This window comes from Peribacillus sp. SIMBA_075, from assembly GCF_046534585.1.
In genome coordinates, this window is the sequence record NZ_JAWRYN010000002.1 from 120369 (window position 1) to 146556 (window position 26188).

The following is a 26188-nucleotide window of genomic DNA, read 5'->3' on the forward strand; positions in this document are numbered from 1 at the left end:
TGAAGGAGGGCACTTAAATGGGAGACCATCGTGAGGTTGTAGATATTACCATTATTGGCGGAGGGCCGGCGGGATTATACACTGCTTTTTATGCAGGCATGCGCCAAGCAACCGTGAAAATTATTGAGAGTTTACCACAGTTAGGTGGGCAATTATCGGCTCTTTATCCCGAGAAGTTTATTTATGATGTTGCTGGATTCCCAAAAGTGAAGGCACAAGAACTCATCAACAACCTGGTTGAACAAATGAATCAGTTCGAAGTTCAAACCTGTCTCGGACAATCGGTTGAGCATGTGGAAAAAGATAAAGAAGGCATTTTCACCATTGAAACAGATAAGGAAGTTCACTATTCGAAAACAATCATTATTACCGCAGGAAACGGTGCTTTCCAACCACGCAAGCTGAAGCTTGAAGGGGAAGACAAATTCGAAGAAACGAATCTACATTATTCCGTTCAAAACTTAGCGCAGTTTGAAGGCAAAAAAGTGTCCGTGTTTGGCGGAGGAGATTCGGCAGTTGACTGGGTGTTGATGTTGGAGCCGATCACAGAAAAAGTAACCATCGTTCACCGCAGAGATCAATTCCGTGCCCATGAGCACAGTGTAGATTTATTAAATCGGTCGAAGGTGGAGATATTGACTCCATATGTTCCGGTTGAACTTGTCGGAGATGAGGAAGTAGAAAAAGTGATAGTCAAACATGCGAAATATGACGAAACAATCGAAATGGATGTTGACGATGTACTCGTAAATTACGGCTTTATTTCTTCACTTGGACCAATTAAAGATTGGGGATTGGAATTCGAGAAAAACTCGATTGCAGTGAATTCCAAAATGGAAACGAACATAGAAGGTATTTATGCAGTTGGTGACATTTGCACATATGAAGGAAAAGTGAAATTGATAGCGACCGGTTTTGGCGAAGCACCAATTGCTGTCAGCAACGCAAAAGTGTATTTGGATCCGAAAACTAAATTGCATACGGTGCACAGTACAACATTAATGGAAGAAAAAGAAACGAAGAAAGAAAAATCATTAGTTTAAAGTAATTTTTAACAGGAGGGGCTATCGATGGCATTATATGTAAAAGTAGACCGGGATACTTGCATTGGATGCGGAGCCTGCGGGGCAGTGGCTCCTGATATCCTTGATTATGATGAAAGAGGAATTTCTTTTAGCCTTTTGAATTTTAATGAAGGAACCATGCCAGTCTCGGAAGATCTTGTTGATGATTGGAGGATGCCTGCGATGGCTGCCCTACAAACTCAATCAAAGTGGAAGAAGAACCGTTTTGCAGCTTCTTTAAAAGACGAAGCAGTTTAGTGCCAGTGAGTGAGTTTAGGTACACACTCTGAACGCTAATGAACTCGCTTTCATTTTTTAAAACCTCGTCAATATCGGCTTTTATATAAAAAAGTAGTTGGCATGAAATTTGCAATGAATTTTAGGAGAAAACATTTTCAGGGATTTGAATGATAGAAGGGGGAATGGAAAAAATGAAAAAGTTACCAACAAATCAGACCTTGGAACACACTCTTCCATACGGTAATTATGTGAACCCGCAAATATTTGAAGAGGAAAAGAAAAAAATCTTCCAAAACAACTGGATTTTAGCCGGACATACAAGCCAAGTGGAAAAAGTTGGAGACTTCTTCACTTTTGATATAGCAGATCAGCCATTAATCATCAGCAGAGATAAAAATAATGAATTGAATGCTTTTTACAATATTTGTCCTCATAGAGGATCGAAAGTGGAAAAAAGTGAACAAGGGAATAAAAAGGTTTTCATGTGTTCTTATCACGGCTGGACATTTCAATTGAACGGAAAATTGAATAGGGCACCAAACTTTGATACAAATGAATTAGGCAACCATAGCTGCATGACACAAGTGAAGCTTGAAGTATTCCAGTCATTGATCTTCATAAATTTGAACCCAGAGGCAAGGCCGATGGCGGAAACATATGGAGAATTGATGGCCAACTTGGAAAAATACACGTTCTTGGATTCCTTGAAAAAAGTTCGCGTAACACAAAGAGTCATTGATGCCAACTGGAAAGCGGTTGTTGATAACTACCTGGAGTGTGACCATTGTACGATTGCACACCCTGAGTTTTCAAAAACCTTCGATATGAAAAATTACCACATTGATTTGTATGACAATTTTTCATGTCAATATTCCAAACTGACCAACAAAACAAATGAAGATCAAGAGGAGCACGCCAATTTCTATTGGGTATGGCCGAACTTGATGGTGAGCATCTATCCTGGAGAAGCCGGAAATATGACGACAAGCCAAATTTTGCCGCTGACTCCGGATAAATCGCTGGCTATCTATAGCTACTACTTTAAATCAGATGAAATTAATGAGGAGCAGAAAGAACTGATTCGATTCGTGGATCAGGTCAGAAAAGAAGATTTCGACCTTGTGGAGTTATTGCAAAAAGGTTTCCACACGAATGCCTTCAAATACGGAGTGTATTCTCCGACTGAGTATGCAATCAAATTTTTCCACGGCCTTTATGAAAACGCCATCAATGGTGAGTGAAAGAAGGAACTAGATAGCGGAACTCCTTCTTTTTTAAAGAAAGCAAAAAATCTCAGGAATAAGTGATTATCCGTCTTCAGGTACCAGGGGCACAAAGCTTAAGCACTCCGAATGGCAAGAATGCCTTCAGGGGTGCTCATCGTTACTGATACGACAATGGTCACATTATTTAGAAGCTTTGGGCATAAATCAAGGACTTCGATACAGGTTTAGTCATTTTGGTCATTAACTTTGTCATTACATATGACGTAAGTTTAGTACAAAAAAAATGAAAAAGTTGAAGGAGTCAGGAAGAGGACCATTTGTTTCAGGGATTGAAAGAGAAGGCTTTAAGGGAAATCTCCGTAAGACAGTGGGGATTTGTTATTTAAACCGGAGAATTCAGGATGGAGTAACCGGATTGGATTTTCCTTTAAACTAACGGAGTAAGCTTCTTAGAAATACTATTAGACATTTTGGGAGGATATTACCATGAACAATCAAACAGAATTCACAGTTGCAGATGCAATCGTAAAAGAGCTTGTACAAGCAGAAGTGGACGTAGTATACGGGATCGTTAGTATCCACAATATGCCGATTTATGACGCGATGCTGCGTGAAGGAAGCATCCGCATGGTCACTTCCCGCGGTGAAAGTGGAGCGGTCAACATGGCTGATGCCTATGCGCGTGCTACAGGGAAATTGGGCGTTGTATTAACAAGTACTGGTGCTGGGGCAGGGAACGGTGCAGGTTCATTGACAGAAACATGGAACTCCGGGACTCCGTTATTGCACATTACGGGGGAAGCGGATTCTAATTATATTGGAACGGATCAACGTTATATCCACGAAGCTAAAGACCAGTTAAAAATGATGGAGGGCGCGAACAAAACAGCTTATTTGTTGAAGCGTCCAAAGCAAATCACACCCTTTATGCGCAAAGCGATCAAAGAGGCACTGTCTGTTCCTACAGGGCCGGTAACTATTTCCATTCCAACAAATTTCCAAGCGCAAATTATTCCGCAAAATCAATTAATCGATGTGGAAACCGTTCAAAATCCAGAAGTGAAAATCAACATTCCAACTGATGTGGTTGAAAAAATTGCCACTGCAAAAAGACCGGTCATCTGGGCAGGAAATGGAGTTATTGCTTCGGGAGCATCCGAGGAACTCCAAGCGTTGGTAGATCTAATTCAGCCTGCTGTCGTTACAAGTGAATCCGGAAAAGGGTCTATCCCTGAAAATCATCCGCTTTGCATCGGCAACTTTGCGGTTACACCTCAAATGGAGGAACTATTGAAAAAATCAGATTTACTCATTAGTATCGGGGTCCGTTTCCGCGGTAGTGAAACGTATAGCTGGACGCTCCCAGTACCTGAAAATCACATTAATATCGATTTGAATCCAAATGCATTTAACCGCAATTTTGATACATTGTATACACTGGTAGGAGATGCCAAAGCAGTTTTACACGAGATTAACAGTGCTTTAAAAAATAAGGAGATTAATCCAGATGCAGCTTTTGTAGATGAAGTGAAGTCTGCCCGTCAAGCAGTTCGTGATGACCTTCGTAGCCAAATTGGGCCTTACGGAGAAGTTGCAGATATCATGCGTGAACAGCTGCCTGAGAATACGATCTTGGTGACTGACGTAACCATTCCTGGATACACTTGGGGAAATAAATTGTTCGACATTTATGAACCAAGAAATTACCTCTACATGACCGGCGGAGGTATCGGACAAGGCTTGCCAATGGCAATCGGTGCCCAAATTGGTCAACCAGAAAAGCCTGTCGTTCTTATTGCAGGAGACGGCGGATTCATGGTGAATGCTGGTGAGATGATCACTGCGATTCAAGAAGATACGCCGATTATCGTTCTATTATTCGACGATGGCGGATATGGAATCTTAAGATACTACCAAGAAGCAGCTTATGGCAGACGTACAGCTGTAGACTTGAAAAACCCAGACTTCGTCATGATGGCAAAATCTATGGGCTTCGAATCAGAGAAAGTACGCTCGGTCGATGAGTTCAAGGAAGGGTTAGCGAATGCAATCGCAAGCAAGAAACCTTATATGGTTGTAGTAGATGTAGAAGCAGTAGGAGTATTGGAATACAAAGATTCGGAGGAATACATCGCATCTTTCCGTCCCAATCACGGATAAGTTTTAGCTGATTAACCAGAGCCTATGTGTCTATTAAAAGTTAGATAGATTGGATGGCCATATGAAGTAATATGGCCATCAATTTACCATATTGGAATTATGATTCCGATGGCAATTGCGCTTGGTTACGATGCAATGACTGGTTATGCAATGGTATATCTTGGAGCGATGGCTGGGTTCCTAACAGGTATTACCAACCCATATAATGTAGGAGTTGCTCAAGGAATTGCGGAACTCGCTCTTTTTCTATGGATGGGATTACCTGGAATCCTCCCGCCAGCGTTGAATGCAATCGGGTTATTCTTTGTTCAGTTATCTCTTAACTTTTTAGTTCCTTCTGGCAGTGGGCAAGCAGCTTTAACTATGCCAATTGTCAGGTCAGTGGGAGATATGGTGGGATTAACGAGACAAACAACAGTACTCGCTTTCCGAATGGAGGATGTAGTGTCAAATATCACCTTACCTACAGGAGGATTACTATTGGGTGTCTTAACTATTGCGGGTATTCCGTATGTAACATGGATTAGATGGGTTTTTCCTTATTTCCTTCTCATAGTGAGTGTCGGAGTAATTTTCTTAATAATAGCCCAATTGATCAATTATGGACCATTTTAGGAAGCGGGAGTATTCTTGTAACAAACAATATATTTAGAAAACATAATCTGAAATATAAGGAAGGTGATGTTAATAGTGAAAGATACACTTAAACATGAATTAGATAAAATAAAGTCAAAATTATGGGAAATCAGTGATCAGATGTACAGAAACCCTGAACTCGGTGACAAGGAATTTGAATCAATGCAACTACTGACAAACTTATTGTCTGAACACGATTTTCGGATTGAAACAGGATTGGTTGACCGTCCAACTTCTTTTAAAGCTGAATTTAAAGGTGAAAAAGATGGTCCTACAATAGCCTTTTTAGCAGAATATGATGCTTTGCCTGAAATTGGCCATGGGTGCGGACATAATTTGATCGGCACGATGAGTGTGGGCGCTGGTATTATTCTTAGCAAGCTGATAAGTGAAGTAGGAGGAAGTGTTGTCGTATTAGGTACTCCGGCAGAGGAAACGAATGGTGCCAAAGTTCCGATGAGTCAAGAAGGAGTATTCGAAAGTGTAGATGTTGCGATGATTCTCCATCCTAATAATGTATCCGTTGAAAGTGGAACAACTTTGGCGGTAGATGCACTTCAATTCAAATATAAAGGAAAAGCATCACATGCAGCAACGGCTCCTGAACATGGAATTAATGCACTGGATAGTGTTATCCAACTTTTTAATGGTATAAATGCACTTCGAGAGCATTTGCCGACAGATGTTCGTGTGCACGGGATTATTTCTGAGGGTGGTCAAGCCGCGAATATTGTTCCATATTTAGCAGTCGCTCAATTTTATATTAGAGCAAAACAACGTTCCACATTAGATGAAATTGTAAAAAAAATAAAAAATATCGCAAATGGTGCTGCCCTTATGACAGGTTCTGAGCTTGAAATATCAAATTATCAAATAAGCTACGATAATATGGTTACAAATCAATATCTATCCCAAGCTTTCACTAAAAATTTACAAGAAATCATCGTTCAACCGGTTCTAACTGCTGAACATAGTAATGCATCTATTGATATGGGAAATGTAAGTCGTGTCGTACCAGCAATTCATCCATTTATTGGATTGAATGATACAGAGTTAGTATTACATACCCAGGAATTTGCTGATAGAACAGTATCAGAAGAAGGCAGTCGAGCACTTGTTAATGGTGCACTAGCATTAGCTTATACGGGATACGATGTTTTTACAGATAAAGACTTATTGGAAAATATTAAGAAAGAATTTAAAAAGAGTAAATAGTTTTTTCGCTTTTGATCGTGATAAGAATAGCTATCTCCAGCAAGCCTATCAAAAGATTGTGTAGTGTTTATTATTTTAATAGAGCGCTTACATTTGATTGCAATAAGCCAACCAAAGTCATCGATTACTACCAGGTGAGTTTAAAAGAGCCTCTTTGAGTATGAGCGTACTCAACCTTATGAATGAAAGCTTATCATTATCAGCTTTTATTGAAGAATGAAGTTGGCATGAAATTTGCATAAATTATCATTGAAAAAACTGTAGAAAACAGTGGTGTGAATTGTTAAAGCACTGTAAATGGATCACTTTCCGGAATGCGGCTATGTTGTAGAGTGTGGATATAATTGGCCAGATTGAATTTGTTGCTCGGAATCGCAGGATTGAATTATTTAAGTGCTGCAAATCAAGGGTGTATGACTGTCATCATCAGCAACACAGTCTTGATTTCGCATTTGCTAGACTGGAAGCTGACAAGTGGGGAGGAAGCAAAGTTATGACAAAAGAATTGAAACAATATATAAATGGGCAATGGGTAGAATCAAGTGACCCGGAAAAACTTAATATCATTAATCCTGCTACACAGGAAGTCATTGCTAGAGCCGCGAAAGCAACAAAAGAAGAAACAGAAGAAACAATCAAAATAGCGAAGAGAACATTTGAAAGTGGTGTCTGGTCTGACCGTTCTCCGCAAGAAAGAGCGGCGGTTTTACTTCAGATTGCTGATAAATTGCAGGAAAACATTGATGAGTTAACAGAGTTGGAAGTACAAAATAACGGAAAAACGAGAAGAGAAGCACGGTCGGATGCTGAAGAGGCCGCTAGTACATTTCGTTATTATGCAGGTCTACTTAATACGCCTAATGGCCAAACGTATGAAACCTCCGGGGATATGCAGACATTGATCGTAAAGGAACCGATAGGTGTTGCGGGATTGATTGTTCCTTGGAATTTCCCTTTATTGATGAGTGTTTGGAAGATTGCTCCAGCTTTGGCAGCAGGTAATAGCATTCTTTTAAAACCGGCAGAAATTACTCCGATGACAGCGGTAAAAGTGTTTGAGCTGATTGATGAGTCCGATTTACCAAAGGGAGTAGCTAACCTCCTTATGGGATCTGGATCGGTTGTTGGCCAGACGATTGCTGAAAGCGATGATGTGGACGTTGTTTCCTTTACTGGAAGCACAGGGGTCGGTCGCCATATCATGCAGGCCGCAACAGGCAATATGAAAAAAGTGTCCCTTGAGCTGGGAGGAAAATCTCCGAACATTATCTTTGATGATGCAGATTTGGAAACAGCCGTCGATTACTCCTTATTTGGCATTTTCATGGGTTCTGGGCAAGTTTGCTCTTCGGGAAGCCGCATTCTTGTCCAAGAGGGGATTTATGATGAATTTGTGGAAAAGTATGTAGAAAAAGCAAAAGGGATAAGAGTTGGTCCCGGAAATGACAAGCAATCCCAGATGGGAGCCATTGTCAGCGAAAAGCACTTCGAGAGCATACTAGACTACATTCGGATTGGAAAAGTAGAAGGTGCAAACCTTGCTCTGGGCGGCAATCGAATCAAGAAAGACGGTTTAGAAAAAGGATTTTTCATTGAACCTACCGTCTTCACTCATGTAACAAGTGATATGCGGATTGTCAGAGAAGAAATCTTCGGTCCTGTAGTCACCATTCAGAAATTCAAAAATGAAGAAGAGGCAATCAAGATTGCCAATGACACAGAATTTGGACTTGCGGGTGCTGTATTCTCTACAGATCAAAACAAAGCCTTGCGTGTTATCAAAAAAGTCCGGGCTGGCATCACATGGGTGAACGCCTACCACCTTACGAATATTCAAGCCCCATGGGGCGGCTATAAACAAAGTGGGATCGGCAGAAGCCTTGGTACGTATGGTTTGGGTGAATACCAGGAAACGAAACAGATTAACATTAATCTATCTCCGAAGCCGATTCATTGGTTTGAATAGAAGATTAACGAAAAGCTTGCAGGGAATCTTCTGCAAGTTTTTCATACAAGAGACTTTAATGTTGGGGTTTACTATAATAATCGATAATCCCAAAAATAGCTGAGACGTCACCTTACTTTTAAATGGAAGAGGCCATTGTGGAAGTTTCAACGTTATTATGGAACTCCCAAGGATTAGTACTGAAATAGTTTTTTTCGAGGCCAGGTAATTCATCTTTTCTTTTGGATTGAACACGTGCGGGTGAGTTTGCAGGCACTCTATGAACACAATTGCACTCACTTTCACTTTTATAAACCTTATCGGTATCCGGTTTTGTATACAAAAAAGTTTGGATGAATTTTGCAAGTATCTAAACTATAAGAGGGAGTTTTTTTGGGGAATGAGATGGCGGCAAGACTAATCGATGGACTTCCTTCTTTTTGAAAGCGCTTAAAAAGGACAGGGTGAAGAATCTCTATGTGAAAATGTGGGCGCGACCATGGTTTGCTAAAAAAATATGAGGGAGTCGTACCCGATCAAAACATGAAGTTTTTTAGAAGCGAAAGAAGAGCCGCTATGAATTTACATATAGAGGGGGTGATACATGAATTTGCTGCCTGGATTCTAAAAAATACAATCATTATGATTGCAAACTTCAGCTTAAGTTCCATGATATCTTATTAATTAACAACATTTTCATAGTGAGTATGAACGATTTAAGACATATTAAGAAGTGCATTTTTGGACATCGAAACCGGTGGATATTCCGGGTCTCTTGTTTGTTTAGAATAGCAATCTCGAAATTTTATCTTAAAGCAAGTGTCTACATGAGGCTTGCGTGTAGGTTTTACGATAGTAATAGAAGCAGTGAAAGACTAAATCTTTAGGGGGTATTGGAATGTCTAAACCATATTTAGTTGTAGAGTGGAATGATACGAAAACAGATGCACAAGGTTGGCTTGTTGTTCATAACTTCATGAAAGGCTATACAGGCGGCGGTACGAGAATGCATCCGTCAGTTACAAAAGAAGAGGTTAAAAGATTGGCCGAGGCCATGGCTTATAAGTATGTAGCTTGTGACAGCGGAACGACTGGCGGATGTAAAGCAGGTATTTCTTATGATTACAAAGCTCCGGATGCATATGCCGTATTAAGAAGATTTTTAATTGCAATGATGCCTTATATTGATATCGGCGTATCTTTGGGAAGTGATCTAGGTACTAAATATGAAGATGTACTTAAAGTCTTTAACGAATTCGGCATAGATATCCCTCTGACGAAGTCAATGAAACAAGATCCTGCTGTCCTTCAAGGGATAAAGGATTTTGATGAGCTAATGAAAACAAGAATTGACGGATTGCTTTTAAATGATGTTGTCACAGGATATGGTGTTGCATTTTCGGCAGATGAAGCTTGGAAATTTAAAAATGGTAAAGACGGTGCGAGGGTTGTCATCCAAGGCTTCGGTTGTGTAGGTGCAAGTTGCGCATTGAAATTGTCTCAATTAGGTTATAAAGTCGTCGGAATTTCGGATGCGAACTTGTTAGTCACATGTGAAGAAGGATTAGATGTTCAAAAGCTCATTGACCATAAGAATGTATACGGAGAAATGGATCAAGACTATTTTGAACCGAACTATACTGTAAGGCCCAACTCGGACTGGCTTAATGTGGACTGCGATATTCTTATCCCATGTGCATTAGAGGACGTTATTAACCATTCTAATGCTGGTACCGTAAAAGGAAGCTTGATTGTTGAAGCTGCTAATATTCCGATCTCTTCCGAAGGAGACGAAATCATCAAACAAATGGGAATTGACATCGTCAATGATTTTGTTGCGAACCTAGGTGCCATAAGATTTTATGACGCAGTTATTTTTGGACTGGTCAAACCGGATCCGCAGGCTGTGATTGATGATATTGAAAAGCTATGCCGAAAAAATACCTATCAACTATTTTCGGAAGCAAAGAAACAAAACAGGTATCAGCGAGACGTTGCTAATGAAATTTTCAAACCGGAAGTCAGCGATTTATTAGAGTTTGAGGATCCGTCCAAAAAGGTAGCTACTCGATAAGCAGTTAATAAAACGGATAATAATTTCTCCTAAATATTTCATTCTGATAGAAGAAACGGTGGGGATTGGATGAAGTCGGTACAAGGGAGTCAACCAAAAGAATTAAAACGTTCGATGAAAAGTAGACATTTATTTATGCTTTCCATAGGTGGAGTCATTGGAACTGGTCTTTTCCTAGGGTCCGGGTATGCAATCGGTGAAGCCGGACCTGTAGGGGCCATTACTGCCTATTTGGTCGGGGGCTTACTTATGTACATGGTCATGGTTTGTCTCGGAGAACTATCCGTAGTGATGCCGGTCTCGGGTTCATTTCAAGCCCATGCAGAGCGCTTTATCGGCCCCGCCTCTGGGTTTATGATCGGCTGGACTTACTGGTTGAGCTGGGCTATTTACGTAGGGCTAGAGTTTATTGCGGCTAGTTTACTGATGGCCAGATGGTTTCCAAATGTACCAGTATGGGTGTGGTGTACAGTTTTCGCCTTGCTTTTATTCGGTATAAACGCTTTGACAACAAGAAGCTTTGCGGAGACGGAATATTGGTTCTCTGCAATTAAAGTAATTGCTGTACTCTTTTTTATCGTGATTGGCGGAGCAGCGGTGTTCGGATTGGTTCCTATAAAGGGACAATCTGCCCCGCTATTTTCAAACTTTATTGGTGACGGATTATTTCCAACGGGATTCATTGGTGTGTTTATATCGATGATGACAGTCGTCTATGCGTTTATGGGTTCGGAAATTTTGGGAGTTGCAGCAGGTGAGACAGAGGATCCCGAAAAGAGTATCCCAAGAGCAATCCGGAGTATCGTCATCCGTATTTTAATTTTCTATGTACTAGCAACTTTTGTCTTATCAGCAATTGTTCCGTGGAAAAAAGCGGGTATACTCGAAAGCCCGTTTGTAACTGTATTCGATATGATCGGTATTCCTTATGCAGCTGATATTATGAACTTCGTTATTTTAACAGCAATTCTTTCCGTGGGAAATACAGGTTTGTTTGCTTGTACGAGAATCCTTTTCTCACTTTCACAAAGCGGGCAGGCTCCACGATTATTCGGAAAGGTAAACACACGCGGAATACCTATGAACGCCTTACTCGTGACTCTCGTCTTTGCCTTGCTGTCCTTGCTTACTAGTGTCATGGCAGAGGAAACATTATTTGTAGTGCTGCTTGCTATCAGTGGTGTTGGAGGGTTGGTTACGTGGATGGCGATTGCGTTAGCACAGTATAAATTCCGCAAACAGTATATTGCGTCTGGTGGAAAGTTGGAGGATTTAAAATTTAAGGTTCCTTTCTTCCCTCTAGTTCCAATTGGTTGCCTCATCATGTGCGTAGGTATAGTCGTGTTTACCGCTTTCGATCCGAAACAACAGACATCACTGTATATAGGATTCGGCTTCGTTGTAGCTTGTTATGTCTTTTACTATTTTAAATTTACCAGAAAGAATATCGATGCTACTATCCTAACAAATGGGCAACCCAATAAAACAGTATAATAGATTTTCAGGATCATCTGAAGAACTTTTAGGGGAATGAAATAAAGAAACTTAATAGGCACATAACATTAATGCCTGCTCTCCCAATTCTTCTCGGTCGTGATATTTCTATTTAATCATTGCACTTAATACCGATTGAATATTCAGATTATTATAGGGCCATTTCCCATCCATACATCCACTAACCTGTTTTGAATTGTAAGATACAACAACCATATATACATGTACGTATTCTAAATGAGGAGATGGAAGATGAAAAAGAAGATTTTTATATTAACTATTATACCTGCCTTGGGTTCACTTATTGTGGTTAATCGAGTGGAACCCTATGTACTTGGATTGCCATTTGTCCTTTTTTGGGCTATATGCTGGGTTTGTCTGACATCTTTGTTTTTGATCATTGCTAATAAACTGGATCCCTCAAATAAGGAGGAAGAAGAATTATGAATGCAGCCCTTCTAGTAATACTCTTTTTCCTAGTTTTGTGTATATGGTTAGGACTACAGGCTGGTAAAGGGAAAGAAATGAATATGGAACAGTGGTCTGTCGGGGGACGGGGTTTTGGAAGTATATTGCTGTTCTTTTTGCTAGCGGGTGAGATGTTTACTACTTATACTTTTCTAGGAGCAAGTGGTGGTGTCTATAGATCTGGTATGCCCACAGCCCTATACGCTTTTAATTGCTTCTATTTTGTAATCGCTTACTGGTTGTTGCCACCCATTTGGAAGTTTGCGAAGAAAAATAATGTCCTCTCCCAATCAGACTTCTATGAAAAAAAGTATAATAGCCCGGCTCTCGGGGTTCTAGTAGCAATAATAAGTGTTATTGCCATTATCCCGTATTTGGTGATGCAGTTAAAAGGGTTAGGAATTATTGTATCCCAAGCATCCTATGGTTCGATTTCTCCCAACATGGCGATAGTGGTAGGGGTGATTGCCGTCACAATTTATGTAACGATATCAGGGATGCATGGGGCCGCATGGACAGCGATTATTAAAGATATTCTGATCCTGGCTGTGATCGTCTTTATGGGATTTTATTTTCCTTTTCATTATTACGACGGAATACGTCCGATGTTTGAAGCAATCAATACGGAAAAAAGTGAATTTTTACTATTCCCTGAACAAGGGTTGAGTATATCATGGTTTGTTTCTGCAACGATCATGACTGCACTAGGCTTTTACATGTTTCCACATATGCTAGCGGGGGTGTTCTCGGCTAAAAGTGCTAAATCACTGCGTGTGAATGCGGGGGTAATGCCCATTTATCAGATCATTATTGTTTTTTCCTTGCTTATCGGCTTTTCCGCTATTATTCAAGTTCCAGATTTAAATGGTACAGATGCAGATTTAGCCGTGTTTAAAATGGCTAAAATGTCTTTTGATCCTTGGTTTGTTGGTGTGATTGGGGCAGCTGGAGCAATGGCCGCTCTTATCCCAAGTTCATTAATATTGACGGCAACTGCAACGATTCTTTCTAAAAACATCTATAAAGTATGGAAACCAAACACAACTGATCAACAGTTGGTAAAGTTGAGCAAAATGTTGGTGCCTGTCATTGCTTTGGTGGCACTTTACTTTACATTCAATGGCGGAAACAACATTCTTACGCTATATCTCTTGTCTTATAGTTTTATGGCACAGTTATCTCCTGCACTGATTTTTAGTCTTTGGAAAAGGAATCCTGTTACCGTTCAGGGGGCTTTTTCCGGAATGATTGTCAGTATTATGATCGTCGTATATTTAACTATTACAGAAACGTCACTTGCAACATTTTTCCCCTCCCTTCCACAAGTAATCAAGGATTTAGATATCGGATTAGCCGTATTAATTATCAATATTGTTGTAACGTTAGTTGTCAGTGCCATAACAAGAAAACAAGGTTCCACAGTGGAGGAAGACACGAATACGAAAAATCTAGTTGGATAATTGTATGAAGTAAAGAGCGAAAAAGAATAATAGGAAATTCAAGGGGGATATTGAAGGATGCGTTATTTAAATTACATTAATAGACAATGCTCTCGAATACTCGCTTATTCGCAGGATTTCAAACCACATAGTATAGGTTGCTTTAGATGAACGAAAGAGATAGGACCGTTTTGATACTCTGAGGGCAGATTGAAATAGGGGATCTATCGAAAACCCCATATTCTTACATATACTGCATGCATTCTCCACGCTGCCCCTGGAGGCTTTCCCTCCCATGTCTCAACGGGTCATAATCCTATGCCCTTTCATTCCTTCGTCATGCATATCCAAGGGGTGGAGGCTGGTTTTGCTAACGGAACGGGTCATTGCCCTTTTGTTCTATATATCCAGTACTTCGTATGTGAATGTAAATTTACGCTGTTAGTTGTTCAAGAGGGAATACCATGTCCGGTTTATAGACAGAGCCATTACGAGCAATCCCTACTAGGACACGGGCGAGTTTTCCACAAAGTTTCATGATGGATTTCATTTTCTTAATCTTCTTCACCACCAGACTCATGGTCGCAAGGAAGAGGTAACGCCGCAGGCGTGATCTTCCACGTTTGGAAAGAACAATTTGGCCTTTCCACTTCCCAGAGCTTGCTTCAGCGAGATGCAATCCTGCATGACGAAGGAGCGCATTCCCGTGAGCGAACCCACTCAGATCGGATTAGAATGATGGGAAACTTGAAAACGGTACAGAATCAGTATGGCGAAGTAAACGATAAAACGATGGAACGGAAATAGGCTGCCCCTCCCGTTGGTTAAACGAGGCAAGGCAGCCTACAAAACGTCCTTTGAAACAATCAGTTCAGTTCATCATTTTTTATTCCCGGTGACTTTCATATTTGTTCGCTTTGGTCAACTGCTTCAGGATATCAAGCTCGGTTTTGGACAGTGAGGAGCTGTTAGCGGCCTGGCAGTTTTCACGGAGTTGCTGTACCGAGCTTGCGCCTGGTACAACGGTAGCGACGCTTTGATGGGACAAAACATATTGAAGTGCCGTTTCATAAAGCTTCCTATCAGAAAGTTTGTCCTTTATTTGCGGAAGCAAATCTTTAAGTTCGTGATAGCTATAGTCAAGGTATCCATCCTCGTTTGCCTTTTCAAGCATTTTCTCACTAAGCAGCCCTTTAGCAAGCGGCCCGCGGGCGATGATGCTTATCTGATTGTTGGCCAAAAGGGATATCCACTCTTCTGGGCGGCGATCGAGTAGATTATACTGCATCATAACGGAATCAAGCTCAGACTTTTCAGTGAATTCCTTGATTACATTCGGACGAATTGAGGAAATTCCATAATATCGGATATATCCTTCTTTTTTTAGCTCTTCAAATGCTTCTGCCGTTTCTTCGATATTGTCTGAAGTGGTGCCTCCATGTAACTGATAAAGGTCGATATAATCAGTGCCCAATCGTTTTAAGCTATCTTTTACTGCCGTTTTAATATGAGCGCCAGATGGATCCCAGCTCCAGGCATCCTTATTTTCATTCCAACGGTTTCCAACCTTGGTGGCTATGTATACCTTATCGCGGACCGATTTTAAATTCTTTCCGACGATTTCTTCATTCATACCGAAATCATATAAGTCAGCAGTATCAAAATAATTGATTCCTTCATCTAAAGCGGCCTGTATGATTTCGGATGCCTGATTTTCAACAGTCCCCAATGACATGCATCCGAGCCCGATTTCAGATACTAGCATTTCTGAATTCCCTAGTTTGCGTTTTTTCATGGTATCCACTCCCTTTACATTCATTGTAAAGGAGAAATCCATTCCACTCAAAGAATTCACTTAATCCGTTTTAAAGGAGTGGGTGGCACCTGATGGTGTATGTCGGCAATCCAATCATTGATATAGACATATTGATTTTGCAATTGTTTTAGTTTTTGAATGATTTCCCAACTCTTTCCGGATAAAGTAACGCTTTTTTCCAATACGTAAACCTTCATTAAATCGCCCTCCCTCTCTATTATGGTAAAATGTATGAGGAATCATGCTGAAATTAGAACAAGGAGTGGTCAGGATGAAAAAATTTGAAGAAAAAACGCTGTCTTCGGAAAAAATCTTCACAGGAAAGGTAATCAGCCTGCAAGTGGATGATGTAGAGCTTCCTGATGGGAAAACGGGTAAACGTGAAATAGTGAAACATCCGGGAGCAGTTGCCATCATAGCTCTTACGGCAGAAAATAAAATCATCATGGTTGAACAGTACCGTAAAGCGCTGGAGAGAAGTTTGGTGGAAATCCCTGCAGGAAAGCTGGAAAAAGGCGAAGAACCGGTCCTATCGGCAAAACGGGAGCTTGAAGAGGAGACAGGTTATGAATGCGAAAAAATGGAGCACATCATATCCTTCTATACATCCCCAGGTTTCGCCGATGAATTGGTTCACCTGTATGTGGCCCACAATTTGAAAAAGAAAGAAAATGCGGCCCCGCTGGATGAAGATGAATTTGTCGAGATGATGGAACTCACGTTGGAGGAAGCCCAAACTTATATGGCTGAAGGAAAGATCCAGGATGCCAAAACGGCATATGCCGTTCAGTATCTGATGTTGAAAAAGGCGACATCATAAATGAAAGAGTTTTACGCTGATCTCCATATCCATATTGGCAGAACGAGAAGCGGAAGGGCCGTGAAAATAACAGGTGCTAAAACGTTAACCTTCAGCAATGTGCTGCAAGTGGCAAGTGAAAGGAAGGGCCTTGATCTAATCGGGATAATCGATTGCCATTCTCCTGAAATTATCGAAGAGATCGAAGCGGGAATTCAGGATGGCGAAATCACGGAAAAGATTGAAGGCGGTCTTCAATACAAGAATACAACCATCATTCCAGGCTCGGAGATAGAAATTTATGATCAGAATTGTAATGGACCAATCCATGTCCTCGCCTATTTTCCCACTTTAAAAGTGATGAAGGAATTCTCATCATGGATGAGCGGCCATGTTAAAAATATCACATTAAGCTCGCAAAGGATTTATTGTGATGGAAGAACGTTACAAAAGATGGTGAAGTCATTGGGTGGCCTGTTTATCCCGGCACATGTTTTCACCCCATTTAAAAGCTTATACGGGAAAGGGGTGCGATCCAGTCTCACTGAAGTATTAGACCCGGAGCTAATTGATGCCATCGAACTTGGTTTAAGTTCAGATACAGAAATGGTCAAGGATATCGAAGAGTTGGAATCCTATGTATTCGTGACAAATTCTGATGCGCATTCGCTTGGGAAAATCGCTCGTGAATATCAAAAAATCCAGCTTGAAGAACCAAGTTTCAATGAGTTGGCAAAAGCACTTCAAGAAAAAGAAAATCGAAAAGTAACCGTCAATTATGGTTTGAACCCCTTATTGGGAAAGTATCATCAAACCGTATGTTCAGGGTGTTTACACCAGGTATTGGGGGATAGTGAAAAATGTCCTGAGTGTGGTAATAAGTCCATTATAAAAGGGGTGTCATCCCGGATCAAAGAACTCTCCATTTCCAAAATGAACGGAAGATATGGGAGGGAAAGACCGCCATATATCCACCAAGTACCACTTGATTTCATCCCAGGCCTTGGACCTAAATCCATGGAAAAACTGCTGGTGGCATTTGGAACCGAGATGAATATCCTTCATGAAGTTACGCTTGAGCAGCTCATGGAAATCGTTCCTGAAAAATTGGCGGGCTACATCGATTCTGCAAGGAAAGGGACGCTTTCTTTTGAAGTGGGGGGCGGAGGCAAGTATGGAAAGGTCAAAAAGGAAAGCTAACCTGAAAAAAAGTCCTGACAGATGAGATGGTTAACTGTCAGGACTTTTTTTAGTATGTTGTTTTTGCATAAATTGAGGTGTCCCGCAATTCCTTGCCATCTGCACTAAGACAGTCATACCGCAAAGTTCCTTCAAAGGTATACCCTAGCTTCTCGGGAATCCGTCTGCTGGCAATATTCTTAGGGTCACAGCGGATTTCGACCCGCTTAGCACCATAATGGTAAAAAGCGAATTTGGTTAACTTCTCTATCGCTTCCGTTATGTACCCTTGTTTACTGTACCTCGTATCAATCCAATAGCCAATTTCAAATTTAGGGATATCCCAGTTAATTCGATGCAGACCAGTGGAGCCGATGAATTGGTCGTCTTCTTTCCTATAAATATGAAGTCTAATATCCTCTTTTAAAATAAAGTCCGCAAAAGCCTTCAGAACATTCCGTTCTAAAGTTTCCGAAGAGGCATCCTGATGGGCAAAGGGCAGCCACTGTTTCAATTCATATTTAGAATGGACAATGGCTTCGTAAACGTCAATGCCATCACCAGGCTGACAAGGCCTTAGATATAATCGAGGGGTTTCAATCTTCTCTGGGAAATCCATTAATATAGCTTTCATATCCTGCCTCCATATAATTAATATGGAAAATTATAACACAAATACAGTTAAAGGTGTTCTGCTGATGGGAAAGTTTTCTTAGCATAAATGAGAGAGTGAAAACATAGATTCTAGTAAGCGGAGTTGGGAGGATGAAAGATGAAAAAAAAATCTGTCGTACAAAATGCCGTAATGAAACATATTAACGAACATTCCTCATTATATGTCTTTATCACCGTGCTTTTTTTGATGGGTGTCATTTTTGGGGCAGTACTGGTGAATAGTTTGAGTTTTACCCAAAAGGAGGACTTGTTCTATTATTTATCGCAATTTTTCGGACAAGTTTCCAAAGGTGAATTTGCATCTTCGCATGATATGTTCAGCCAAAGTATTATGCATAATATAAAATATATCGGCGTCATCTGGATTCTCGGAATATCGGTCATAGGTTTGCCGGTCATCTTGGTTTTGTTATTTATAAAAGGAATGGTTGTTGGATTCACAGTCGGCTTTTTAGTCAATCAAATGGGATGGAGTGGGTTCTTATTATCGTTCGTCGCCATTCTGCCCCAAAATATATTCATAGTCCCGATATTCATCGTGATAACCGTCCTTGCCGTCTCACTATCAATGAAAATGATCAGCCGGATTTTCCTTAAGCAGGTCCGTGAGCCGCTTAAGCCGATAATATCAAGGTATATTTTCTCGTTGGTTTTGTCGGGGTTATTTTTGATAACAGCTGCTGCATTTGAAGCGTACCTATCCCCTTCTTTAATGAAAAATGTCGTAAGCTTATTGGGTAATTGATGGAAAATTGCCCTTCCCGTAACTTTTTTTATCATTAACAAGAAATCTATTTTGACAGTTTTCCCTCTTTTGATATAATGGATAAGATAGCGGCGCGGGAGGGAATATTAGGTATGGAAATAGAAAATAGAATTGATAGGATAAAAAAGCAGTTGCACTCGTCCAGCTACAAATTAACGCCTCAGCGAGAAGCGACCGTCCGCGTTTTACTTGAGCATGAAGAGGATCATTTAAGCGCAGAAGACGTTTACCTCCTTGTTAAAGAAAAGTCGCCGGAAATTGGATTGGCAACAGTTTACCGTACGCTAGAGTTGCTGACTGAATTGAAGATAGTAGATAAAATTAACTTTGGAGACGGGGTTTCCCGTTATGATTTAAGACAAGAAGGAGCTGCGCATTTCCACCATCATCTTGTTTGTGTGGAATGTGGCGCGGTAGATGAGATCCAAGAAGACCTGCTTGAAGACGTAGAAGACATTGTGGAACGCGACTGGAACTTCAAGATAAAAGACCATAGATTAACCTTTCATGGCATTTGCCATCGATGTCATGGCAAAGAAGAAAATAAAGGTGAATGAAGTCGGACCTTTTCCATTTGATGGAGAAGGTTTTTTGCATTTTTAAAAGGCTAAAAACCTATTGCGAGGCATCTCAAGAAAAATATCAGGATGAAGAATGATTTTTTTCACGTAAAGGCTGTTTTTGCTTTCTCCTTGCCGAAACACGTATAAAACTTGTCCTGTTGGGCATAGATTGATACAAAGGATCGAATGGGAGGGGAAAGATGATGAAAACATCCTTATCGCTTGTTTTGCATACGGCTAAAGTGATGATTCTCTTTGTTAGCTTCACTGTTCTTTTTTATATAGGAATGGTATGGTTGAATCAGGAATATCAAAGCTATCATCGTTATGATGAGCCCAAAGGTATGGCTGTAAAAGTATCAAAGGCAGTTGATACGGGTGATGATGCATGGCTTGAACGCTTAATGTTGTTTTATTTAAACGGGGAGTAATGAATATGGAGAATCAAATTAGGGATTTCATTCATTTTTTAACCATTGAAAAAGGACTTGCCAAGAATACGCTCGTTTCCTATGAGCGCGACTTAAGATCATATTGGAGCTATCTGAAAGATGTTGAAACCATTAACGACTGGAATGATTCACGGCGGGTGAACATCTTGCATTTTCTCGTCCATTTGAAGGATCAAGGGAAATCATCGAAGACGGTAGCGCGCCATATTGCCTCCATTCGATCTTTTCATCAATTTCTTCTAAGGGAAAAGGTAACCGATCAGGATCCGTCCATACATATAGAAACGCCAAAGCCGGAACGAAGCCTTCCAAAAGTATTAAGCATGGAAGAGGTTGAAGCATTATTGGAAGCCCCGAAGATATTGGATGAATTCGGATTGCGCGATAAGGCGATGCTGGAACTGATGTATGCGACAGGTATGCGTGTCAGTGAATTGATATCCATGGATGTGGGGGATGTCCATGGATCGATGGGGTTTGTCCGTTGCGTAGGGAAAGGAAAAAAAGAGAGGATCATTCCGATTGGGCAAACGGCATTGAGTGCCATTGAACATTACATGGAAGGGGCTCGAGGGAGATTGGCCAGCCCCAAGCACAGGACGGATTCACTTTTTTTGAATCATCATGGCAACAGGCTGACAAGACAGGGATTTTGGAAAATTCTAAAAAAACTTGTAAAATCGGCACAAATAGAAAAAGAAATTACACCACATACACTGCGTCATTCTTTCGCGACACATCTATTGATGAATGGGGCTGATTTACGTGCCGTCCAAGAAATGCTGGGTCATGCGGATATTTCGACAACTCAAATTTATACACATATTACGAACGTACGGATCAAGGATGTCTATTCAAAATTCCATCCGCGAGCTTAAAAAAATAGTAGAATGATAGAAAGGTTGTGAATTTAACTGCGAGACAGTTAAAGGGAGCAGCCTTTTTTTTATGGACCGGGCTGCAAAATGGATGCAGACGATTCTCGCGCCATCTGATGGCACTTTGTTTCATTTCGAAATATATTATTTGTCTCAATCAAGGGTAATCGTTTACAATGTAGAGAGGTCAGACTTCTGACGTTCTCGTGATTTCATTTAATTGAAGAGTATCTGAGCAGAATAAGGGTATTATAGGGAGTATAAAAAGTGATTTACTATTTTAGGAGGAATGACTCATGAAAGGAAATTCAGCGTTTAAACGTATATTTGTTGTGGTTATGGATTCAGTTGGAATTGGCGAAGCACCTGATGCCGATTTATTCGGTGATAAAGGGGCGGATACACTCGGCCATATCGCTGAAAAAATGAATGGATTGAAAATGCCGACTCTCGCAAAATTGGGTTTAGGAAATATCCGTGAAATAAAAGGGATTGATAAGGCTCAGCAACCTCTCGCATACTATACGAAAATGAAAGAAGCCTCTACAGGAAAAGATACGATGACTGGACATTGGGAAATAATGGGGTTGAATATATCCACCCCATTCCGTGTATTTCCCGATGGTTTTCCGGAATTATTAGTCAATGAACTTGAGACGAAAATGGGACGTGGAATAATTGGGAACGTCCCGGCAAGCGGAACGGAAATCATTGAAAGACTTGGTGAGGAACATATGAAAACGGGTGCGTTGATCGTATATACATCAGCTGATTCCGTTTTACAGATTGCTGCACATGAAGATATCGTTCCGATAGACGAATTATACAAGATTTGTGAAATTGCTCGTGAGGTGACAATGGCTGATGAGTTCAAGGTTGGGCGAGTGATTGCCAGACCTTTCACGGGTGAACCAGGCAGCTTCAAAAGAACGCCTAACCGTCATGATTATGCATTGAAGCCTTTTAACCGGACAGTAATGGACGAATTGAAGGATTCTGGATATGATGTTCTCGCAATCGGGAAGATCTCGGATATCTTTGATGGTGAAGGCGTCACTGAATCATTAAGGACCGTATCTAATATGGATGGAATGGATAAATTAATCCAAACGATAGAACAGGACTTCAAAGGGTTAAGTTTCCTGAACCTAGTCGACTTCGATGCTTTATACGGCCACCGCCGCGATCCAGAGGGATACGGAAAGGCATTGGAAGAATTCGATGCTCGGATGCCGGAAGTCCTTGAAAAACTGAAAGAGGATGATTTATTGATCATCACTGCCGATCACGGGAATGATCCGGTACATGAAGGAACCGATCACACACGTGAGTATGTACCATTATTAGTCTATTCCAAACAATTTACAGAAGGTGCCGAGCTCCCAATTAGAGATACATTTGCTGATATAGGGGCGACGGTCGCTGCCAATTTTGATGTCAAAATGCCTGCCTTTGGGAAAAATATATTGGGCGATATAAAATAAGGGGAGATTAAAAAGATGTTTAATAAAATAGAGACAGCTGCGTCATTTATAAAAAATAAGATTGAAGGCTCCCCGGAGATAGGACTGATTCTTGGTTCTGGACTTGGAGTATTGGCAGATGAAATTGAAAATCCCATAACGATCCCATACCACGAAATACCGGAATTTCCGGTATCGACTGTTGAAGGACACGCCGGACAGCTTGTCATTGGTCAATTAAGTGGCAAAAAAGTTGTAGCAATGCAGGGGCGTTTTCACTTTTATGAAGGATACTCCATGGAGAAAGTCACATTTCCAGTACGTGTAATGAAACTTCTTGGAGTTGAGCAGTTAATTGTAACGAATGCTGCGGGAAGCGTTAATGAAAGCTACGCACCTGGTGACTTGATGCTCATTACGGATCATATTAATTTAATGGGGGCAAACCCATTGATTGGTCCTAATGAAGAACGTTTCGGCCCTAGATTCCCTGATATGTCAGAGGCTTATAATAAAGGCCTTCGGACACAAGCTAAAAAAATAGCATCAACACTCGGGTTGGATATTAAAGAAGGTGTATATATCGGGAATTCAGGACCGACTTATGAGACACCTGCCGAAGTGAAAATGGCAAGGATCCTTGGCGGGGATGCAGTTGGAATGTCAACAGTTCCTGAAGTTATCGTAGCTAGACATAGCGGTATGAAGGTGCTAGGAATATCATGCCTTACCAATATGGCCGCAGGCATTCTGGATCAGCCTTTGTCGCATGTAGAGGTAATTGAAACAACGGAAAAAGTGAAAAGCAGTTTTCTGGAATTTGTTAAGCACATCGTTAAAGACATATAAAACGTTCCAAAAAAATACAAGTACACCTTTTTAGAAGCGGTGTCTTTAAAAAGTGGGGATTCTAATATGAGAATGGTAGATTTAATCGAGAAAAAGCGTGATGGAAAGGCTCTTTCTACTGAAGAAATACAGTTCATTATCAAAGGGTTTACCGATGGATCGATTCCGGATTATCAAATGAGTGCTTGGTCGATGGCTGTTTATTTCAAAGGGATGAATGAGCAGGAACGTGCTGATCTAACCATGGCAATGGTCGAGTCGGGCGATCAAATTGATTTATCGATGATTGAAGGAATTAAGGTCGATAAACATTCAACAGGCGGTGTGGGTGATACCACAACACTAGTACTTGGACCATTGGTTGCTGCTGTAGGTGTTCCGGTGGCAAAGATGTCAGGACGCGGCCTCGGACATACAGGCGGTACGATCGATAAGTTGGAATCTGTAAAAGGCTTTCATGTCGAAATAGAAAATGACGAGTTCATTCGACTTGTAAATAAAAATAAGATAGCTGTCATTGGGCAAAGTGGCAACCTGACCCCAGCGGACAAAAAGTTATATGCATTGCGCGATGTTACGGCTACCGTTAATAGTATCGGCTTGATTGCCGGCTCGATCATGAGTAAGAAAATCGCTGCTGGTGCAGATGCGATTGTACTCGATGTTAAAACGGGAGCAGGCGCTTTCATGAAAACTCTCGAAGATTCCGAAGAGTTAGCGCACGCGATGGTGAGCATTGGGAACAATGTGGGACGAAATACGATGGCTGTCATTTCTGATATGAGCCAACCGCTGGGTTACGCAATCGGAAATGCTTTAGAGGTGAAAGAAGCCATCGATACGCTTAAAGGGGAAGGGCCGGAAGATTTAACGGAACTTTCTTTAACGCTAGGAAGCCATATGGTATACCTTGCCAAAAAGGCAAGCTCGCTGGAAGAAGCAAGAACCCTGCTTGAAAATGCGATTAAAGATGGTTCTGCACTTAACTCATTCAAGGTCTTCCTAGAAGCGCAAGGAGGCGATGGTTCGGTTGTAGATCAGCCGGAAAAACTTCCGCAGGCTGCTCATACTTTCGAGCTGGAAGCGAAAGTGGACGGGTATGTATCGGAAATCATCGCTGATGAAGTAGGAACGGCAGCTATGCTTTTAGGAGCAGGCCGGGCGACAAAAGAATCAGAGATAGATTTGGCAGTCGGGCTGGTACTCCGTAAAAAAATCGGAGAAACCGTTGTAAAAGGTGAATCCCTTGTGACGATTTACAGTAATTTTGAAGATGTTTCAAAGGTAAAGGAAAAATTATATGAAAGCATTGCGATTTCAAAAGAGAAAGTAGAAAAACCTACTTTGATCTATAAAGAGATTATGGAATAAATTTTTTCAAAAAAAGGCCGCTCATTATTTAGAGCGGTCTTTTTGTCTGTCCCAATGAATGTTTAAAAGAGGATGCCCATGCGCAGCCTCTTTTATTTTTTTTGTTAATTTATTACTTGATATCCATTATATGATCTTAAATTCATCTTTATTTGTATAAAAATGGGTTTGATGGAAAAAATAAATCATATAAAGATTGGAGGGTATGGAGATGAAGCGGATTCTTTCTCTATTTTTAACCGTATTAGTAGCAATGGGTTTTAGCATCCCGCATACAGAAGCAGCTGAAGAAAAAGGTGTCGAGCTGGCGGCAAATGCTAAATCCGCTATTTTGATTGAACGGGATACAGGTACTGTTCTATATGACAAAAATGCAGATGTTCGCCTTTCACCGGCAAGCATGACAAAAATCATGACGATGCTGCTAATCATGGAAGCGGTCGATAAAGGCGAACTTAGCATGAAGGAGAAAATCAGGACTAGTGAGTATGCGGCATCGATGGGCGGTTCCCAGATCTTCCTCGAGCCCGGTGAAGAGATGACTACAGAACAAATGCTTAAGGGCATCTCGATTGGTTCGGCGAATGATGCATCGGTCGCGATGGCTGAACGTCTAGCTGGTTCGGAAGAAGAGTTTGTTAGGAAAATGAACAAAAAGGCGAAAGACCTCGGGTTGAAAAATACAAAGTTCCAAAACGCAACAGGCCTTCCTGTTAAAGATCATTACAGTTCGGCCCATGATATGTCGATCATGGCGAAGGAACTATTGAAATACGATACGATTACAAGGTTCACGGGTACATATGAAGATTATCTCCGTGAAAATACCGAAAAGAAATTTTGGCTTGTCAACACGAACAGATTAGTGAAATTTTACCCTGGAGTGGATGGACTGAAGACAGGATTCACAAATGAAGCGAAGTATTGTTTGACAGCAACAGCAAAAAAAGGGAATATGCGTGTCATTGCCGTCGTTTTCGGAGCCGTTTCTCCAAAGGAACGAAACGCTCAGGTCACCAAGATGTTAGATTATGCATTTTCACAATACATCACATATCCGATTTACAAACGCGGCGAGGTGTTAGGTGAAGCAAAGGTAAGTAAAGGCCACAAGAAATCCGTGGTGGGAGTGACAAGTGAACCTATTTCAGTCTTGACAGCCAAAAACGGAACGGCAAAGGATTTTACAAAAAAAATCACTATTGAAAAAGATTTGAATGCCCCCATTAAAAAAGGTGATCAAATTGGAACGCTTGAATTGAAGAAAAAGGGTAAGGTTTATGTCGAATCTCCGATTGTCGCAAAGGAAACTGTTGAAAATGCCAGTTGGTGGCAATTGTATAAAAGGGCTTTCGGCATGTTTACCCAAGCCAAATAGAATAAATTGTCGCAATGCCTGTTAATCTTACTAATTTA

24 protein-coding genes and 2 pseudogenes are annotated in these 26188 nt (G+C 40.9%); 22 read left to right on the forward strand and 4 right to left on the reverse strand.

Features of this window, described 5'->3' with window-relative positions:
- Window positions 1–17 precede the first annotated feature (17 nt).
- The 12 genes and pseudogenes from SB775_RS02335 to SB775_RS02390 all read left to right on the forward strand — a co-directional run bounded on the left by SB775_RS02335 (window position 18) and on the right by SB775_RS02390 (window position 13982).
- Window positions 18–1043 carry an NAD(P)/FAD-dependent oxidoreductase gene (locus tag SB775_RS02335; RefSeq protein ID WP_410860398.1) on the forward strand — a complete coding sequence of 342 codons (1026 nt, stop codon included), beginning with the start codon at window positions 18–20 and terminating at the stop codon, window positions 1041–1043.
- Between the two features lie 27 nt (window positions 1044–1070).
- Window positions 1071–1354, forward strand: a pseudogene (locus SB775_RS02340) (ferredoxin).
- Window positions 1355–1495: 141 nt separating this feature from the next.
- Window positions 1496–2545: an aromatic ring-hydroxylating oxygenase subunit alpha gene (locus SB775_RS02345; protein WP_410860400.1), complete on the forward strand. Its 1050-nt coding sequence runs from the start codon at window positions 1496–1498 to the stop codon at window positions 2543–2545.
- Window positions 2546–3016: 471 nt separating this feature from the next.
- Entirely contained in the window at window positions 3017–4690 is a 1674-nt protein-coding gene (locus SB775_RS02350) for a thiamine pyrophosphate-binding protein (RefSeq protein WP_410860401.1), read from the forward strand.
- Between the two features lie 99 nt (window positions 4691–4789).
- Window positions 4790–5305, forward strand: coding sequence for a hypothetical protein (locus tag SB775_RS02355; RefSeq protein WP_410860403.1), 516 nt, complete (start codon window positions 4790–4792; stop codon window positions 5303–5305).
- A 75-nt stretch (window positions 5306–5380) separates the two neighbouring features.
- Window positions 5381–6541 (forward strand): M20 family metallopeptidase, encoded by a 1161-nt coding sequence (locus SB775_RS02360; RefSeq protein ID WP_410860405.1) that lies wholly within the window; start codon window positions 5381–5383, stop codon window positions 6539–6541.
- A gap of 344 nt (window positions 6542–6885) precedes the next feature.
- The gene (locus SB775_RS02365) at window positions 6886–7038 is read left to right on the forward strand and encodes a hypothetical protein (protein ID WP_410860406.1); all 153 of its coding nucleotides are present in this window, start codon (window positions 6886–6888) and stop codon (window positions 7036–7038) included.
- Entirely contained in the window at window positions 7035–8507 is a 1473-nt protein-coding gene (locus SB775_RS02370; RefSeq protein WP_410860408.1) for an aldehyde dehydrogenase family protein, read from the forward strand. The genes SB775_RS02365 and SB775_RS02370 overlap by 4 nt, the downstream gene beginning before the upstream one ends.
- Window positions 8508–9384: 877 nt before the next feature.
- Window positions 9385–10560 (forward strand): Glu/Leu/Phe/Val family dehydrogenase, encoded by a 1176-nt coding sequence (locus tag SB775_RS02375; RefSeq protein WP_410860409.1) that lies wholly within the window; start codon window positions 9385–9387, stop codon window positions 10558–10560.
- Between the two features lie 69 nt (window positions 10561–10629).
- Complete coding sequence (locus tag SB775_RS02380) at window positions 10630–12054, forward strand: amino acid permease (RefSeq protein ID WP_410860410.1); 1425 nt, start codon at window positions 10630–10632, stop codon at window positions 12052–12054.
- Between the two features lie 252 nt (window positions 12055–12306).
- Window positions 12307–12501, forward strand: coding sequence for a DUF3311 domain-containing protein (locus tag SB775_RS02385; RefSeq protein WP_410860411.1), 195 nt, complete (start codon window positions 12307–12309; stop codon window positions 12499–12501).
- Window positions 12498–13982 (forward strand): sodium:solute symporter family protein, encoded by a 1485-nt coding sequence (locus SB775_RS02390; RefSeq protein ID WP_410860412.1) that lies wholly within the window; start codon window positions 12498–12500, stop codon window positions 13980–13982. The genes SB775_RS02385 and SB775_RS02390 overlap by 4 nt, the downstream gene beginning before the upstream one ends.
- 412 nt (window positions 13983–14394) lie before the next feature.
- On the opposite strand, the pseudogene SB775_RS02395 reads toward SB775_RS02390, so the two are convergent.
- From SB775_RS02395 to mciZ, 3 genes and pseudogenes are all read right to left on the reverse strand, one after another.
- A pseudogene (locus SB775_RS02395) lies at window positions 14395–14688 on the reverse strand (transposase); the annotation flags it as partial.
- 159 nt (window positions 14689–14847) lie between these two features.
- A complete protein-coding gene (locus SB775_RS02400; RefSeq protein ID WP_410860413.1) occupies window positions 14848–15756 on the reverse strand; it encodes an aldo/keto reductase in 909 nt (302 codons plus the stop codon).
- A 56-nt stretch (window positions 15757–15812) separates the two neighbouring features.
- The gene (gene mciZ, locus SB775_RS02405) at window positions 15813–15974 is read right to left on the reverse strand and encodes a Z-ring formation inhibitor MciZ (protein WP_089361452.1); all 162 of its coding nucleotides are present in this window, start codon (window positions 15972–15974) and stop codon (window positions 15813–15815) included.
- Window positions 15975–16048: 74 nt separating this feature from the next.
- On the opposite strand from mciZ, the gene SB775_RS02410 reads away from it, so the two are divergent.
- Complete coding sequence (locus SB775_RS02410) at window positions 16049–16597, forward strand: NUDIX hydrolase (RefSeq protein WP_061463945.1); 549 nt, start codon at window positions 16049–16051, stop codon at window positions 16595–16597.
- Window positions 16598–17776 (forward strand): endonuclease Q family protein, encoded by a 1179-nt coding sequence (locus SB775_RS02415; RefSeq protein WP_410860414.1) that lies wholly within the window; start codon window positions 16598–16600, stop codon window positions 17774–17776.
- Window positions 17777–17825: 49 nt separating this feature from the next.
- On the opposite strand, the gene SB775_RS02420 is transcribed toward SB775_RS02415, so the two are convergent.
- Window positions 17826–18389, reverse strand: coding sequence for a GNAT family N-acetyltransferase (locus tag SB775_RS02420; RefSeq protein WP_089361450.1), 564 nt, complete (start codon window positions 18387–18389; stop codon window positions 17826–17828).
- A 138-nt stretch (window positions 18390–18527) separates the two neighbouring features.
- On the opposite strand from SB775_RS02420, the gene spoIIM reads away from it, so the two are divergent.
- The 8 genes from spoIIM (at window position 18528) to SB775_RS02460 (ending at window position 26150) form a co-directional block, all read left to right on the forward strand.
- Window positions 18528–19175: a stage II sporulation protein M gene (spoIIM, locus tag SB775_RS02425; RefSeq protein WP_061463942.1), complete on the forward strand. Its 648-nt coding sequence runs from the start codon at window positions 18528–18530 to the stop codon at window positions 19173–19175.
- 119 nt (window positions 19176–19294) lie between these two features.
- Window positions 19295–19753: a ferric iron uptake transcriptional regulator gene (fur, locus tag SB775_RS02430; protein ID WP_061466137.1), complete on the forward strand. Its 459-nt coding sequence runs from the start codon at window positions 19295–19297 to the stop codon at window positions 19751–19753.
- 206 nt (window positions 19754–19959) lie between these two features.
- Window positions 19960–20190, forward strand: a complete 231-nt coding sequence (locus tag SB775_RS02435) for a YqzK family protein (protein WP_375166215.1) — start codon at window positions 19960–19962, stop codon at window positions 20188–20190.
- Window positions 20191–20195: 5 nt separating this feature from the next.
- Complete coding sequence (xerD, locus tag SB775_RS02440; RefSeq protein WP_089361449.1) at window positions 20196–21089, forward strand: site-specific tyrosine recombinase XerD; 894 nt, start codon at window positions 20196–20198, stop codon at window positions 21087–21089.
- 296 nt (window positions 21090–21385) lie between these two features.
- Window positions 21386–22573, forward strand: a complete 1188-nt coding sequence (gene deoB / locus SB775_RS02445) for a phosphopentomutase (protein WP_284470280.1) — start codon at window positions 21386–21388, stop codon at window positions 22571–22573.
- Window positions 22574–22588: 15 nt separating this feature from the next.
- The gene (locus SB775_RS02450) at window positions 22589–23401 is read left to right on the forward strand and encodes a purine-nucleoside phosphorylase (RefSeq protein WP_317777350.1); all 813 of its coding nucleotides are present in this window, start codon (window positions 22589–22591) and stop codon (window positions 23399–23401) included.
- Between the two features lie 66 nt (window positions 23402–23467).
- Complete coding sequence (locus tag SB775_RS02455; RefSeq protein WP_061463938.1) at window positions 23468–24772, forward strand: pyrimidine-nucleoside phosphorylase; 1305 nt, start codon at window positions 23468–23470, stop codon at window positions 24770–24772.
- Window positions 24773–24983: 211 nt separating this feature from the next.
- The gene (locus SB775_RS02460; RefSeq protein ID WP_061463937.1) at window positions 24984–26150 is read left to right on the forward strand and encodes a D-alanyl-D-alanine carboxypeptidase family protein; all 1167 of its coding nucleotides are present in this window, start codon (window positions 24984–24986) and stop codon (window positions 26148–26150) included.
- Window positions 26151–26188 lie beyond the last annotated feature (38 nt).